Below are 16,007 nucleotides of genomic sequence, written 5' to 3'. Positions count from 1 at the left end.
GTTATCTATTTGTTAATTTATCAATGATTTAGGCGATAAAGTAACACCAACCTGGAAAAAAAGCGTAATTTCGCGGGCTAATTTGAATGAAATTATGAAGAACATCAGAAATGTGGCAGTCATTGCCCATGTCGACCACGGTAAAACAACGCTCACTGATAAAATGATTCATTTCTGTCAGGGCATGGGCGAAAAGCTTCCTGAAGGTGATTTGATACTCGATAGCAATGACCAGGAAAGAGAACGAGGTATCACCATTTTTGCTAAAAATATATCCGTTAATTACAAAGGCGTTAAAATAAACCTGATCGATACTCCGGGACACGCCGATTTTGGAGGAGAAGTTGAAAGGGTTTTAAATATGGCAGATGGAGTTTTACTGCTTGTCGATGCTTTCGAAGGAGCTATGCCACAGACAAGGTATGTTACTCAAAAAGCACTGGAATTAGGGCTTAAGCCTATCGTAGTAGTGAATAAGGTGGATAAAGAAAATTGCAGACCGGACGAAGTGCAGGAGGATGTCTTTGAACTGATGTTCAATTTAGATGCCACTGAAGAACAACTTGATTTTGAAACCATTTTCGGTTCAGCTAAACATAATTGGATGGGGCCGGACTGGAAAGAGCCTACCCAAGATATCTCCTATCTCTTAGATAGAATTGTAGAAGGCATTCCTGAACCAGCAATCAATGAGGGACCTTTACAAATGCAAATCACCACCATTGACTATTCTTCGTATGTCGGGCGTATTGCAATCGGAAGAGTTCATAGAGGTGAAATTACCACTTCAACTCCTATCTCCCTGGTGAAGCGGGATGGCAACATAGTCAGGACAAAGATCAAAGAACTTTTTGTTTTTAATGGTCTTGGAAAACAGAAAGTCGAAAAAGTGGAGTGCGGTGACCTTTGTGCAATTACTGGAATAGCTGAATTTGAAATCGGGGATACGATTTGCCACTTTGAACATCCGGAAGCCATGCCTGCTATCACTATAGATGAACCAACCATGAGCATGCTGTTTACCATTAACAACAGCCCCATGTTCGGCAAAGAAGGAGAATACGTTACTTCCAGACACATTAAGGAAAGATTAGAAAAGGAAACTGAACGAAATCTTGCATTGAGGGTGGAACAAGGAGAAACACCAGAGGCCTTTATCGTTTTTGGAAGAGGAATCATGCACTTATCTGTGGTCATAGAAACCATGAGAAGAGAAGGGTACGAACTACAGGTAGGTAAACCTAAAGTCATCATAAAAGAGATCGATGGTATTAAACATGAACCTATCGAGGCATTAACGATTGACGTTCCGGAACAATACAGCGGTAAGGTCATTGAAGCGATCACACGTAGAAAAGGAGATTTATTAATTATGGAGCCCAAAGGTGATTTGACCCACCTGGAGTTTGAAATTCCTTCTCGTGGCTTGATCGGAGTGCGAACCGTATTGATGAATTTATCTGCAGGAGAAGCCATTATTGCTCACAGATTTGAGCGATTCGAACCTTGGAAAGGTGATATCCCAAGTCGAAATAAAGGAGTTCTGGTTTCGATGGAAGCTGGAAATGCTTTTGCCTACGCCATCGACAAACTTCAGGACAGAGGTAAGTTTTTTATCGCTCCTCAAACTGAGGTATACGAAGGTCAAATTGTAGGGGAGCATACCAGGGATAATGACCTGGTGGTCAACCTTACCAAGGCTAAGAAGATGACCAATATGAGATCCTCTGGAGCAGACGACAAAGCCAAATTGGCGCCGCCTACTATCTTTTCTTTGGAGGAATGTATGGAATACATCGATGACGACGAATATGTTGAGGTTACACCTAAGTCTATACGACTTAGAAAAATACTTTTGAAAGAGCACGAAAGAAAAAGAGCTTCTAACGCAAGTATGGCAATAAGTTAAAAATTACTATATTTAGATAAATTAAGACGAAGTTGAAGGGCTGTGCAACGGGGATTGCATGGCCCTTCTTTGTTTCTGAAAGACCTTTGAACAACATGAATACTATAATTTTTTGCGTTATAGTATTTATGCACTTTTTTCGCAGTATGAAATATATATTATGTCTTCTTGTTCTACTTGAATGTCAATGTCTTACAGGACAAAGCGAGGAGCTCTATCAAGAGATCGACAAAATTATTAGATATGACACAGAGATTACTTACCCTTTAGAAAAGAGTTTTATCGTTGGCATTATCTACGAGGACACTACCTATATTGTTAATTTCGGACCTACGCATATAGATACCTTCGATCTTTTCGAAGTGGGTGGGCTGACCAAGGTATTTACCTCAATCCTTGCAACCAAATTAGCTTCTAATGAACTCATCGATCTTGATGCTCCCATCAATCATTACTTGCCTACTCAATGGAAAAATAAAAATCTTTCTCAGTACACGGTTTCAGACCTCATGATGCATCAAATCAAGTTTCCCAAGAGGCCTTCTGACCTTAGTCGTAAGGAATATAACATTAGCAACCCATATGCATATTATACCAAAGTGGACCTTCTCACCTACTACAGTACTTTTCAGGAACCACTAATGGGTGGCTGGTTAAACAAAACAGTGGACTATTCGCACATCAATTACGCCTTACTGGAAGTCATCATTGAGCAAAAAATGAAAATGCCTTTGGAAGATTTGTTTCAGCTCTATTTATTTCAAGAATTGGGAATGTTGCAGACATCATTAGATTTTACTAAGGAAGCACTTGCCATGGGGTTTGATCGCTCAAATATGATCCCTGAACCCTGGGAGTATGCAAGTTTCGCCGGATCTGAAGGATTAATCACATGCATGTATGATTTGTTGAAATTTGTAAAGCTATCTATGGAGAGTCCGGAAGATTACATCCTCACATCTCAACAAATCAAAGAAGATTCGAAAATCACCAGAAACCTTTACCATACTGGTACATGGTACATCATGAAATCCAGAAAAGCCGGAGATATTTATACGCATTCGGGCGTCACCGAGCGACACAAAGCTTACGTACATTTCAAAAAAGATAGCAAAACGGGTGTCGTGATACTTTGTCAGTCAAGCATAGGAGTTGAAAACTTAGGTTTATTAATTTTACGAATGATTAATAATAATTGGAAAAAATGAAATGGATACTGCCTGTTGTCATAACCATATTGATTTTCTCTTTATGGGCGGGTTTTGCATTGACAGTGATTAATCCATACTTAAGAGAGCATGTTCCGGGTTACGTTATGGGCAGGTTGTGTATATGGGAGTTGATTGCTTTTTTAGTTGCGATGACTTTAGCTAAACTTATGGTCAAACAATGGGGAAACTTATCGTTAGTTGAGGTCAACGGTCGTCGACAACTATCTTTGAATTTTAAATATGGAATATTTTTTTTAATTTATCTTTTTATAGGATTGCTGGTAGCAATATGGCAATTCTGGTTATTTAGTCAAAACTTTTGAAGATGGGAAAAAAAGATAAAGGCAAAGCGCCTAAGATTGGAAGTTTGGTATTCACCACAGGAACAGAAGGCAATAGTTTTTTTGACGACATAAGAGTTGAAGAAACCCATGGAGACGAATTAGCACCTCAAAGCTTGAATCTACGTGTCTACCGAGATAAGAAAATGAGGCGCGGCAAAGTGGCAACGATTGTCACCGGATGGAGAGGTAATCTCAACACCTTGAAGGAGTTAGGCAAAGAATTAAAAGTAGCATGCGGTGTTGGTGGGTCTGTTAAAGACAATGAGATTTTGATTCAGGGTGACTTTCGGGATAAAGTGGTGGACTTATTAAAGGAGAAGGGATACACCGGAACAAAACCTACGGGTGGCTAAATGGTGAAGTCTTATATCCACAAGAGGTGGTACTTTCGTTTTAACCTACTATAATCATTCTATTTTTTCCTTGAAGATCTTGCTCGATTTCCACCTTTTCGTAGCCATTTTCTTGAAAGAGTGCTTTCACTTCAAGGGCATTGAATTCATTACACTCCAAGTAAATCTTCCCACCGGGTAGTATGTGATCTTTACCAAAAGCAGCGATTTTCTTATAAAAGATCAACACATCTTCATCTTCAGGGAATAGGGCAACTGCAGGTTCATGTTCCAAAGTCGAAATAGACATCTCAGAGATCTCATCCCGAGAAATATAGGGAGGATTGCTGATGATGACATCATACCTTTCCAACGAAAACCACGATTTTTCATCTAGAAAATCAAGATTTTGAAATTTTATGGTGGCATCATGCTTTTCAGCATTTCTTTTGGCTACCTCAATGGCTCGAGAAGAAACATCTATCGCTTCCACATCACAATTTGGCCTTCTACATTTTATTGTAACTGCAATACAACCGGAACCTGTTCCTATATCCAAAACTTTTCCCTCTACCCTATCGCTCAGCATTTTGTACACCAGCTCTTCAGTCTCAGGTCGTGGGATTAACACGGCCTCATTGACCTCAAACCTGTAATTGTAGAAAAAAGCGATTTCAGTAACATATTGAATCGGTAGCCCCCTTTCCAGCTTACGCATCGCATCTCTGAATACGATCATTTCCCTGGTATGCAACGCTCTATCGATGCCGCCTTTGTAGTTAAAGAGATCCTCCCAAAAGATCTTCTTAATGTTGACAGCTTCTCGCTCATCATGCCCTCTACTCAGGATCTCATCAAGTTCTCTGTCTGCTTCAGAAATTTTCATATTCTAAACATTACTGGGTATTTCGATAACTTATTGGGGTAGCCTTTTACGATTCTTAGGAAATGATCTCTGGCTTTATCAATATTTAATTGAAATATATTCATAAATCCACCATCATCGTAATGCTGATAGCCAAGCAATCTGCAAATAGATGGAATATCTACAATATCACAGCCATATCTCTTTATATAGTAAGGCGTAAGTCGAAACGAATTTACGGTGTAAATGATTTGTTCTTGTACAAACCTTGATGCGCTTTCAAAACTTCCAACACTACGCTCTGCTATCACTCCATGTTCACTAAGCCCCCACGAATCAATATCGTGATCAAATCCCATCTCAGTGGGTTGTAACATGGTCGCGTCGTACTTTATTCCTAATCTGTCACATATATCATTCATCACTGAGTCTGGATTCTTTACCATGTCCTCATAAATGATTGGTATGTATTTATCATAATTACGCATCGCCAGTCCCACACACGTATTGACCATATACATGCAAGTGGAATAATAAATGCTGAATCCTCTTCTATTCAACGAAGCTATGGTATCATAAGGATTACGAATGGTCTGCATTAAAAAGCAATTTGGGAAATGTGCAGTTAAATCCTTAAATCCATAAACATTCGACGGAGTTTTTTCAATCCAATAGCGCTTGCCATAAGACCTGGCCGCACTTGTAAAAAATTCGTCAGAAAACTCTTCAATGAAATGTGCATATTCAATCAGGTCATTTAGTTTTTTTGTAGTCCAACCATAATTTTTATTAAGCACCTCTGTGCGACTGTACATATGCCATGCATAAGATTTCAATTTGTCCTCAATGATTTTGTGTTTATTCTCCTCCCATTGCTTAAAGAGTTGGTGTTTGGTAAATAGGTGAGTTTCCGGTCCGCAAAAGAGATCTGGATGACGATTTAGGACATTGGCCACCAATGAACTACCTGTACTACCTGAACCTCCGATAAAGCCATTCATATCATAATCAATAAAATGTGGAAATGTAATAACTTGAGACCAATAACAAGAGCCAACCTCCGTAAACTTTGATATTAAGATACACGCCTGGCTGAATCTTATATTTTCTCCATGCAAACACCATCAAAATGATTTTATTAATGAGATAGGCAAGTACCGTCGCCCATGCTATCCCAATAATACCAAAATAACGCAGGAATAAAAGGCTAAAGATGAAATTGACCAACAGTTCTACTCCAGCACTAAGCATCAGAATCATGTTATGATGTCTGGAGAAAACGATGACCTGAGGCATCAATATCCTCGAACTGATAACGAGAAGATAAACATTAAAAATACGGGCCGATAGCTTGTAGGATTCACTATAAAAAAAAGAAAATAAAAAGGTGCTCGTCAGCATCAAAACAACGCTTATCGGAAAAATAAAATTAGACAAACGTGTTATCTTTTTTTTAACCTGCGACAAAGCACCACTCATGTCATTGACGGCTATTGGAATCAATGCTGTAGAAATTGCACCAACCAGAACAGTGAGTAACGGAAGCTCTCTTGCACCATATCTGAATTGTGCAAATACTTCACTGTCAAAGAAATAAGTGACGAGAAAGCCATCAACATATTCCATCCCGTTTCCTAATAACATATGAAATATCAATGGAAATGAAAAGGACAAAAAAACCATTTGCAACTTAAAATCCAAGGATGGTCTGCCGTATCTCAATGCTATTACCCAAAACCATATAAATTTTATGGCAGCCCAAAGGACCATCAACTGAAGTAAACCCAATATCGTATAACCATTATGAACGCCATAACCAATGAGAACTATTTGCAATCCGAATAGAATCAAACCATAGCGTAGGATCCTAACAGGCTTATTTTTCAGAAGTAAGTAGTATTCTGTAAAATTTCCAGGAGCAGAAAGTACCATATAAGCTATAATCCAGTGCATATACTGAATATCACCACTATTACTTCCAGCTAGTCGCGCAATTAATGGTTCAAATAGCAATAGAGCTGTGCTTGCAATCAAAGCTAATGATACCAACAATAGGCCAAGGTTGAATAATAGCGATTTCTGTTTTTCTCTGGAAAGCTTCGGATAATAGCTCATCAATCCATTATTTAATCCCATGACCCAGAAAAAACTAACGACATTTGAAATGAAAAAGAAGAGTTCATATAATCCGATCTCAGACGGCTCGAAGCCAGATTTTACCAGGATAATTCCAATCAGAATCAGGGTGCCAAAACGCATGGTATGGAAGAATTGTAAAGCACTGACATTCTCTAGCCACTTCATCCCAACATTGTTTTGTGCCAAAGGGCGAAGCTTAAGAATCTGAAAGCCTTGTAATTTTCCTGCATTCCTGCACCTTCAATCTCTTCAGAAAGTTGTGATTTCATCTGTTCCACCTGAAAATATTCATCAAGATCCGGCGTGATAAAAGATAGTAAAAATTCCTTGTGGTCTTTCATCCACTTGTTATTAGGTGCAACCAGACCCATTTTGTTACGTCGAGTGAGGACCGATTTTGGCAAATATTCCTTATAAGCATTTCTCAATACAAATTTAGTTAGACCTTGATGGACTTTATATTGTGAAGGAATGCCCAATGCATGTTGATAAAGCTCAGGGCTCTGACAGAAAATAGGTTGACTCATCACGCCAAAGTATTTACCTATTCTGTCCGTAAATCTTAAAAGCTCTGTCACTGCTCCATCGAAAAAATCATTTTTTAAAAAAGTGTTTAAGTTTCGAAGGTTAATTTCTGGCTTTTTGTCCAACGATGATGCTTGCTCATATATAAAATCTCTGTTGAGGCTCTTTAAAAGGGGATTGTTTTTTAAATGGAATTTCAATTTGGATGCCATTCGAAACCTTGGAATATAATAGTAAAGCATCAAATTCTTAGCGTAATATTTTAGCCAATGACCCTTCATATAGTAATGCTTCAGCTCGGTGCGTAACTTTGAAAACTTCTTTTGAAGGATCAACTCGTTCCAGTATATGGCATTATAGTAATTGTGTCCTCCGTATAGAGCATCAGCTCCAGTTCCATCCAGTACATTTCTGATTCCTTTGAATTGGCAAAAGCGCATCAATTCGTATTGCATGAAACTTCCAAGCGAAGTTGTAGGCAATTCCATAGCGTGGTGAAGGTTGATCAACTCCTGCTCCACATTTCCAACTTGAATTTGATGCCATTCTGAAATTTCTAGCTGACCTACTACATCCTGAGCGTACGCTACCTCATCCAATGCATCAATACCGGTCATTGCCGTCAAGTAAGGAATGGATCTTCCTGAAGAAATCACTGCACTGGCGATGACAGAGCTGTCAATACCACCGCTAAGAAATGCCGCAGGTTGATCGACATGTTCTAAAACGGTTTGTACAGATTGATTGATTAAATTTCTGGTTTGGATACTAGCCTCCTCCAGGCTTACATCAAGAGATTCAATGCTGATTTTTTCAGCGCCATGAATTTCATACTCCAATGTATTTAGGTTATATTTTAGATACGCTCCGGCCTTTAATTCCTGAACTCCTGCAAACATACCATCAGTTCGACCGTGAAAAAAAAAGGCAAAGGCCCCTTCTTTGGAGGCCTCCAGCTTTAGAAAAGGCAGTTTTTTCAGCGAAGAGATAGCGTTCGAAAAGCAAAAATAATCATCATGGTCAACGTAATAGATGGTTCGTATACCAATGCGGTCCCTCGAAAGTGTAAGTACTTCTCCCTTTAATGATGCTGCAGCCCATGATCCATAATGACCAAGTTGAAACCCATCAAATACTTCTTCGTGCTCTGATTCAACATAGTAAGTGGGGGCCATCATTTGAAAACTTCTAGGCAAACGCTGCTCGAAGGCTGGTCGCTTTAGCACAATTCCACAAAATCTATTCAACTGCATCATATAATGCCGTACTATTTTGGCTTAATATTAGCAGTAAATGTAATACAATATCCCACTAGATGAAAATAAAGACAATTCATCAAGATCTTAAGGTATACTCTAGCATTGATGAGCTGGAAGCCTACGAGAGAGACTTGATTTCAAAGGCGATTTCTTTTTTAGATCTTTCCTATGCTCCTTATTCTAAGTTCCATGTTGCTACTGCACTGCTTTTAGAAAATGATGAGGTGATTTCTGGTGCGAACCAGGAAAATGCTTCATATCCATTATGCTTATGTGCGGAACGCGTTGCACTCCACCATGCTGCTATGAGGCACCCAGGAGTGAAAATAAAATTGATGGCACTAACCGCAAGAAATGAAGATCGGACTGATTTGGGACCTATTCCCCCTTGTGGTGCATGTAGACAGGTGATTGCTGAATACCAGGAAATTCTCGATTGTAAAATTCGTATTCTGATGAAAGGAGACCAACCAGAAATTCTTGAGCTTTCCTCGATAGAGCAGGTCCTCCCACTGGGATTCAATAGTGATTTTTTACAAAGTTCCTAGCTCGTATTAAGTCTTCAGGAGTATCTATTCCCATGGTAGAAGCATTGATTTCTAAACCATAAATATCATATCCATTTTCAAGCCACCGCAGTTGTTCCAGCCCCTCGGACTGTTCAAGTGTAGAAACAGATAATTGCGAAATCTCAAGTAGAGTCGATTTCCTGAAGGCATAAATGCCTACGTGCTTATAGATTGATGGACCGACATCATCTTTATCATGTGGTATAGCTGACCGGGAAAAATAAAGGATTTTATCGTTTAGTGTTTTCACTAGCTTAACCTTTGAATGGTCATCGACCTCCTCCTTTGGAAGTTGGTGAAAAAGGGTACAGATCTCAATATTTGGATGATCAATAAGATGCTTGATCAGTTTTTCTAATTGCATCGGATCTATAAAAGGTTCATCTCCTTGCACATTGATAATGAATTCGACATCTAATTTTTCGGCTACTTCTGCGCATCGGTCTGTTCCACTTTGATGTTCCGGCGAAGTCATGTAGACTTCTGCTCCGAAGTCTTTCGCAGCTTTTTTGATCATTTCGTGGTCAGTTGCCACAATCACGCTTTCAGCATTTCTGACTTTTTTGCATGCCTGATAAACCCACACTACCAAAGGCTTTCCGGCAATATCCGCCAAGGCTTTTGCTGGGAGCCTCTTACTGGCGTATCTAGATGGTATGATTATTGCAGCCTTCATTTTATATATTAAAAGTAATCGTAATTTGTATATTATTTATTAAACGATGTTTATATATTACGCAAATTCATTATATTTTTGTTTAACCGATTTTATCAGCAAATTTAAGAAACCATGAACAGGTTTACAGCGATTTTAGCTTTTTGTATGCTTTTTACAGTGGCACTACAAGCACAGGCAAACTTATTTAATTCAGGTGACAAGGTCATCGTTCAGATTTCGTCGACATATGGAAAGGTTTATGTTCACGAAATGCAAGCCCAACAAACGGTATATTCTCTCTCTAAAGCTTTTGATCAACGGATGAAAGATGTTGAATCTGTAAATCCCGGTGTCAATTTCAATGCCATGAAAATAGGACAGAAAATAAGAGTCCCATTTTTAGCGGCTTCAATGGTGAAGTCTCCGAATGATATCGTTAAAGGAGGAGAGTATGTCAATGTATATTATAAGATCCGACCTAAAGACAATTTATATCGAATTGCTAAGATATATTTTGATACCAGTATTGAAAATCTGATGGCGATTAATCAGAAACAAACCATGGACCTACAAGCTGATGAACTGATCAAAGTTGGTTGGATGCCCATTGGACATACACCTAAGGCTACCCCGCCTACCTATGATTATTCAGCAGTTGTTAATTCTGGCCAATCAGATGTTTCAGGCGTCACTGATGCAGCTCCGATTGTTCTTTCAAAACAGGAATCAGTTAATGCTCCAGTACAGTCCAGTAAAAAGGAAGAATCTACTCGATCAAGAACCGTACAAAAAGAGAAACCAAAGAAACAAGGATTTTTTGCTCGTGTTTTTGGATCTAAAAAGAAAAAGAAACGAAGAGAGGAGAAAGACATCAAAGAGGTGGTTAGCCTTTCTGATCAACTCGAAGAAGCCCCTGTAACTACTCAAAGCGTTAAAGTTCAGGAAGCCGAATCGCCTGGGGTTGTAAACGAGTTACCTCGTCATGAGCCACTTAAGGACTCAGCTCCTCAATTTGAAACCATTGTCGAGTCAGATGAAAAGGAAATCGACATTAACAAGACAAACCCGACAGAGCCCAAATTTGTGTACAAAAGCGACAAAGGAATAGCGATCTGGAATCAATCGTCAACAAATTCAAAAAATATGTTTGCGCTACACCCAACTGCTAAGGTGGGCTCTTACATAGAGATTACCAATCCTATGATGAATAAAACAGTCCAAGCGAAGGTAATTGGAAACATACCTCCAAGAACCTATACAGATGACGTTTCGATCGTCGTTTCACCAATGGTGGCAAAATCTTTAGGAGTTGTAGATCGTCGCTTCGCAGTCCGAGTGAAATTTCGAGAAGAATAAACAAGCAGACCAAAATTCTGGTTAAATTTGCATAAAAATTAGAATTTTGGACATTTACAATAATATATTAGAGACCATTGGTAACACTCCATTGGTCAAGTTAAATAAAATTACAGCTGACGTACCGGCCTTAGTTCTTGCTAAGGTCGAGTCATTTAATCCAGGGAATTCCATTAAGGATCGAATGGCATTAAAGATGGTCGAGGATGCCGAAAAAAGCGGCCTTCTGAAACCAGGAGGAACGATTATAGAATGTACTTCCGGAAACACCGGAATGGGCATCGCATTGGCAGCAGTAGTGAAAGGTTACAAATGTATATTCACTTCCAGTGACAAGCAGTCTAAAGAAAAATTTGATATTCTCCGAGCTATGGGCGCAGAAGTCATCGTCTGCCCTACCAATGTTTCGCCTGAAGATCCCAGGTCCTATTATTCCGTTGCAGAAAGACTGAGTAAAGAAATTCCAAATTCCTTCTGGTGTAATCAATACGACAATCTCTCTAATACTCAAGCCCATTATGAATCTACTGGACCTGAAATCTGGCAACAGACAGACGGTAAAATTACGCACCTGGTCGTAGGAGTAGGTACAGGTGGCACAGTAAGTGGCACTGCCAAGTATTTAAAAGAACAGAATCCAGACATACAAATTTGGGGTGTTGATACTTATGGCTCAGTTTTTAAAAAATATCACGAAACCGGAGAGTTTGACGAAAAGGAAATCTACCCGTATATTACTGAAGGTATCGGAGAGGATATTTTGCCCAAAAATGTAGACTTCGAAATGATCGATCTTTTTGAAAAAGTTTCAGACAAAGACGCTGCCATACTTGCCCGTAGACTGGCAAGGGAGGAAGGCTTATTTATGGGATATTCTGCAGGGTCTGCGATAGGAGGTGTTCTTCAATTGAAAGATAAATTGAAGAAAGATGATGTCGTCGTGGTCATCCTCCACGATCATGGTAGCCGGTATGTCGGAAAAATCTATAATGATGACTGGATGAGAGACAGGGGCTTTCTGGAATCAGATGTGAAAGTAGCAGATTTAATCCGAATGAAACAAGCGGAGCCATTTATCGCCATTCAGGCCAATGATACTGTAAGAACAGCTATGAACATCATGAAAGAGAATGATATTTCTCAAATGCCGGTCATGAAGGAAAATGAAATTGTTGGCTCTATCAATGAAAGTCAGGTGTTAAACTTCATCCTTGAAAATCCAATGAACAACGCAGATAAAGCGGTAGAAACCATAATGGGCCAGGCTTTTCCGGTAGTGGATGGACAGCTTTCAGCAAGGGAGTTAAACAAATATATTTCTAAAGAAGTACCTGCGGTTGTCAGCAAATCAAATTCAGGAGATTTTCATGTAGTAACACAGTATGATTTGATTCAGGCTTTGTAGGACAGTGAGATAGTATGCCCCACTCTTTCCGTGCATTTCTTTCGGAACTAGGTTTTATGACTCCTCAATCTGAGTCAACTCCAAGCCTTTTTTTGCAGAGCTAGGATGTACGAACCAAGCGCTATCATACGTCGCCTCCAAATCAAAGAGATGGGTGTAAAATGTTTTTCGATGATGACTATAAAATTTTTAAATTTAGTGATCATTTACCCTAAAATAGAAAATTTACAATGACTGAACAAAGCCCCAATGTGACTGATGCTGTTTCTCCAGACGCTCACGAACAAAAGATTGCAAAGTTCAAAAAGGAACAGGCAGAGAAGTACCTACTCCAAATGGAACGCCATTTGAAAAGAATCAGTTCGCTTCATTTGTATGGTTCTAATGTTGAAGAAGTTAATGAATACAAAACAGATTCCTATTTTTCTTCCTGGTTTAAAGACGCAGAAAATGGAGACATCCATGCCATGCACAGCATTTTAGATCATTTTGAGCCACTTCAGATCATTACCAATATGGGACATAATTATCGTTCCAGATTTGCCAATAACTCAGCCGAAATCATTCTGGACTTCAGACCTGGAACTTTGATTCCCAATAAATCTTATTCTTTGGAAGATGCCAAACTGAAAATAAAACTCCTTGAAGAAGACGAAAAAGAACAGGTCATCAAATCGTATTTATACAGCACCATACTTAGAATTGCTAAAGAGTTGATGCTTTTTTTCCCTCTGCAGAAGATCTCTTTTAGCGTTAACTGCAAAACCTTAAAAATGAGAGCGCGGACTTTTCAAATAACGAAATCTCAGGTTTCAGACTTCGCAGATCATGCTATTAATGAGAAGTTATTACCTTTTTTCGAAGATAAAATCCTTGTCAATTGAGGATGGACTAGTCACTGAAAATAAAAAAACCAAGACCACCGGGGTCCCGAATGATAATGTTATCCACAAGATGGTCTTTATTGAAATAAGTGATTTCTTCTGTTACAGATATATCCAGCTCTTTTATTTTATCAATGACTTTTAAATTGTCTTTTCCATTAAAGTAGGTCAATGAAGGATTGTAAAATTGATGGGGACAAGAATCAAAATCCATTAAACTGATGGTAAATCCTTCTTCATTCGAAATACTTATCCATCCACTATTTTCATCACCCATGATCGTTTTAAAACCAATGAGCTCATAGATACTCAACATTTGAGAAATTGACATTCCCTCCAAACTTACTCCTGCAAAGTTTCCAAGATAAGAGGGTCCAGATCCATCGGTAGAAATATATGACAACCCTTCCTTCAACTCTATACGCACTCCGCTGAAATCATTGAAATAGTAACTTTGGCTTTTCTTTTTTACCTCTGTCAGTCGCATTAGTGCCTTGACTTCCTTTTCCCATGTATCCTTATAGAATCTCAATCCCGTTCTGGCTTTTCTATCGTCGTTAACCTCTAAAATCATTTGATGATCCTGAAATAAATATCGCTCTTGCGAGGGAAGAGCAGTATAATTGAGTTTTTGATAAAAATTCAAGGATTTCTTTAAATGAGGTGTGGCTGCTACTACTATACTGTTGACCATGGTATCATTTATATTTTAGGAATTTAATCAATTTTACAGGGCTTTTTAAGAAAACTCTCAGCTAGATGGATTCTTATCACTCATCAAAGATTTCTACTTTTAAATTATTAATTTCAATGCGCTTATGTCCACCAGCGTTCCAGAATTTGACTTGAAGTTCACTGATAGGCTTCTTAAGATTCGGAATGTCAATATAAAGTTTTTTGCTTTCCTGATCGTTCATATGTCTTTGCACCCGAATCATATAGTTTCCGATTTTTTGATCCTGGTGATATACCTCCACAATAAATTGAGTCATGGTCCAAAAAAACCATTCCTTTTGATCGATTTTGAAATCAGCTGACACTCGTAGCCAATCATATGAGGAATCTACCACAACAGGTATTCTAAATAAAGGACTGAATTGATTTTCAGAATTTAAGATTGTAATCGAAGTGGAATCTCGATAAATAGTAAAAGCGTCTTTGACCTCACCTTCATATAATTCATTGACATCGTCTAATAACTTTAAATTCTCTGGTTTTGACTTATTGGTCAATAAAACTTTCCAGAAATAGGCCTTCCGCATTTGTCCAACATGAAGCATACCTCCCAAATGCGCCTGATGAGTCCACCAGAGATTCGTGTAGACAAACAATCCAATGAGTAAACCAAGAGTGACCTGTACCCATTTAGTAGCATTTAATAAATAAGTAAAAAAAGCTGCGAGAGGAAAGGCGAATACTGCATAGGACTGCACCATGGCCCGCTGGCCAAGAGCACCTCCATACCACCATTCATCCCAGGCAAAAGCTATGTAAATAAAGAGTATACAAAATAGGGTGGTTGCAAAAAATATACTTCTTTGCTGTCCATACAAATGATAAAAACCAATTAAAGCAAAGACCATAAATGGCGTGTAGGTTAGCCATCCGCTTTTGTAGCTAAAAATGCCATCGATCAGATGTGGCTTAAGCCAACTAAAACCTTGATCTCCATAGGAATATACGATCCAATCTCCCGACACATATTTCCAATAAACCAACTGAATGGCTCCAACCATTACACAGGTAATAACAGCGAAGATTAACAATTTAAAATACTCTTGAAAAAAATGTAGCCGCAGTTTGACTTGTTTCTTGCTTAACAGGTTTACTCCCCACAACACAGGTATGATCATAGCAATGATTTCGGTAGGTCGAGTTAATGCTGCGAGTCCCACTAAAAACCCGATCAAAAAGGCTTTAAAAAGAGTTGGATTATCGTAAAATCTGATGGTCGTGTAACTAAGCAATGCATAAACGGTAAAAAGGGTATTATGCGTCATGGCACCGTCGATAGCACCGTAATTCAGATAGTTGCTTCCGAGGACTAGTCCCAGTATACTTAGACCAGTGGCTATTTCATTGAAATATGTTAAGAGTGCCTTCCGCAGTACAACTAAACCTACCATTGTAATAAGAAGTACCCACATTGAAATTGAAAACTGATAAGGAAAAGAAAATCCATCCGCAAGGTAAGATGCACTCCAGGTAGCCCAAAGATGCGCAATGAAAAAGCCTGGTGATAAAATGATGGCCTGACCTATGGAATATTTCATGACGTAATTTCCCGACGCTTCATGAACATAAGCTTGCTGTAGATCAGGTGTAGGATGGTACGTTTTGAGGATCTCATTTGCAAAACCAAGATTTCTCAAATCTTTGTATATGAAGGTGGCGGGCAAATATAAATAATAGCCTGAAACGTCCCATGAAAGTGTTGCTTCCGTGCCAGATTTATCCCATTTCGGATAATATAATAAGTGGGTTCCGATCATTACAGCGATAGAAATCACCAGAAAAATTTTTGAGAAGGACATCCTTTAACCTTTGAAAA

The 16,007-nt window shown here is 38.8% G+C and carries 15 protein-coding genes; 8 read left to right on the top strand and 7 right to left on the bottom strand.

The window, feature by feature from the left end:
- Positions 1-94 precede the first annotated feature (94 nt).
- The 4 genes from typA (at position 95) to L2567_RS13250 (ending at position 3,817) form a co-directional block, all read left to right on the top strand.
- Complete coding sequence (typA, locus tag L2567_RS13265; RefSeq protein WP_235298273.1) at positions 95-1,909, top strand: translational GTPase TypA; 1,815 nt, start codon at positions 95-97, stop codon at positions 1,907-1,909.
- A gap of 146 nt (positions 1,910-2,055) precedes the next feature.
- Positions 2,056-3,117: a serine hydrolase domain-containing protein gene (locus tag L2567_RS13260; protein WP_235298272.1), complete on the top strand. Its 1,062-nt coding sequence runs from the start codon at positions 2,056-2,058 to the stop codon at positions 3,115-3,117.
- Positions 3,114-3,443 (top strand): hypothetical protein, encoded by a 330-nt coding sequence (locus L2567_RS13255; protein WP_235298271.1) that lies wholly within the window; start codon positions 3,114-3,116, stop codon positions 3,441-3,443. Before L2567_RS13260 ends, L2567_RS13255 begins: the two co-directional genes overlap by 4 nt.
- A 2-nt stretch (positions 3,444-3,445) precedes the next feature.
- Positions 3,446-3,817, top strand: a complete 372-nt coding sequence (locus L2567_RS13250; protein ID WP_235298270.1) for a translation initiation factor — start codon at positions 3,446-3,448, stop codon at positions 3,815-3,817.
- A 40-nt stretch (positions 3,818-3,857) separates the two neighbouring features.
- Here L2567_RS13250 and prmC read toward each other — a convergent pair whose 3' ends face one another.
- The 4 genes from prmC to L2567_RS13230 are packed head-to-tail and all read right to left on the bottom strand — an operon-like array spanning position 3,858 to position 8,572.
- The gene (prmC, locus tag L2567_RS13245; protein WP_235298269.1) at positions 3,858-4,682 is read right to left on the bottom strand and encodes a peptide chain release factor N(5)-glutamine methyltransferase; all 825 of its coding nucleotides are present in this window, start codon (positions 4,680-4,682) and stop codon (positions 3,858-3,860) included.
- Entirely contained in the window at positions 4,679-5,662 is a 984-nt protein-coding gene (locus L2567_RS13240) for a sulfotransferase family protein (protein WP_235298268.1), read from the bottom strand. The genes prmC and L2567_RS13240 overlap by 4 nt, the downstream gene beginning before the upstream one ends.
- A gap of 7 nt (positions 5,663-5,669) precedes the next feature.
- Complete coding sequence (locus L2567_RS13235) at positions 5,670-6,965, bottom strand: MATE family efflux transporter (RefSeq protein WP_235298267.1); 1,296 nt, start codon at positions 6,963-6,965, stop codon at positions 5,670-5,672.
- On the bottom strand, positions 6,962-8,572 hold the full coding sequence (locus L2567_RS13230; protein ID WP_235298266.1) for an asparagine synthase-related protein: 1,611 nt from the start codon (positions 8,570-8,572) through the stop codon (positions 6,962-6,964). Before L2567_RS13230 ends, L2567_RS13235 begins: the two co-directional genes overlap by 4 nt.
- A 68-nt stretch (positions 8,573-8,640) precedes the next feature.
- Between L2567_RS13230 and L2567_RS13225 the strand changes: the two genes are divergently transcribed.
- Positions 8,641-9,132, top strand: a complete 492-nt coding sequence (locus L2567_RS13225) for a cytidine deaminase (RefSeq protein WP_235298265.1) — start codon at positions 8,641-8,643, stop codon at positions 9,130-9,132.
- Here the strand turns inward: L2567_RS13225 and kdsB are convergent.
- A complete protein-coding gene (gene kdsB, locus L2567_RS13220) occupies positions 9,104-9,829 on the bottom strand; it encodes a 3-deoxy-manno-octulosonate cytidylyltransferase (RefSeq protein WP_235298264.1) in 726 nt (241 codons plus the stop codon). The genes L2567_RS13225 and kdsB overlap by 29 nt on opposite strands.
- A 114-nt stretch (positions 9,830-9,943) precedes the next feature.
- On the opposite strand from kdsB, the gene L2567_RS13215 reads away from it, so the two are divergent.
- From L2567_RS13215 to L2567_RS13205, 3 genes are all read left to right on the top strand, one after another.
- A complete protein-coding gene (locus L2567_RS13215) occupies positions 9,944-11,167 on the top strand; it encodes a LysM peptidoglycan-binding domain-containing protein (protein ID WP_235298263.1) in 1,224 nt (407 codons plus the stop codon).
- A gap of 46 nt (positions 11,168-11,213) precedes the next feature.
- Positions 11,214-12,572, top strand: coding sequence for a pyridoxal-phosphate dependent enzyme (locus tag L2567_RS13210; RefSeq protein ID WP_235298262.1), 1,359 nt, complete (start codon positions 11,214-11,216; stop codon positions 12,570-12,572).
- 230 nt (positions 12,573-12,802) lie between these two features.
- Positions 12,803-13,456, top strand: a complete 654-nt coding sequence (locus L2567_RS13205; RefSeq protein ID WP_235298261.1) for a hypothetical protein — start codon at positions 12,803-12,805, stop codon at positions 13,454-13,456.
- Positions 13,457-13,463: 7 nt separating this feature from the next.
- Here L2567_RS13205 and L2567_RS13200 read toward each other — a convergent pair whose 3' ends face one another.
- Positions 13,464-14,150, bottom strand: a complete 687-nt coding sequence (locus L2567_RS13200; protein ID WP_235298260.1) for a hypothetical protein — start codon at positions 14,148-14,150, stop codon at positions 13,464-13,466.
- A 76-nt stretch (positions 14,151-14,226) separates the two neighbouring features.
- Positions 14,227-15,966: a hypothetical protein gene (locus tag L2567_RS13195; RefSeq protein ID WP_235298259.1), complete on the bottom strand. Its 1,740-nt coding sequence runs from the start codon at positions 15,964-15,966 to the stop codon at positions 14,227-14,229.
- Positions 15,967-16,007: the final 41 nt, after the last annotated feature.

Source organism: Portibacter marinus (genome assembly GCF_021533195.1).
Classification (GTDB): Bacteria; Bacteroidota; Bacteroidia; order Chitinophagales; family Saprospiraceae; genus Portibacter; species Portibacter marinus.
Note: the sequence above shows the minus strand (reverse complement) of the source record. Positions and strands in the feature narration are given on the sequence as shown.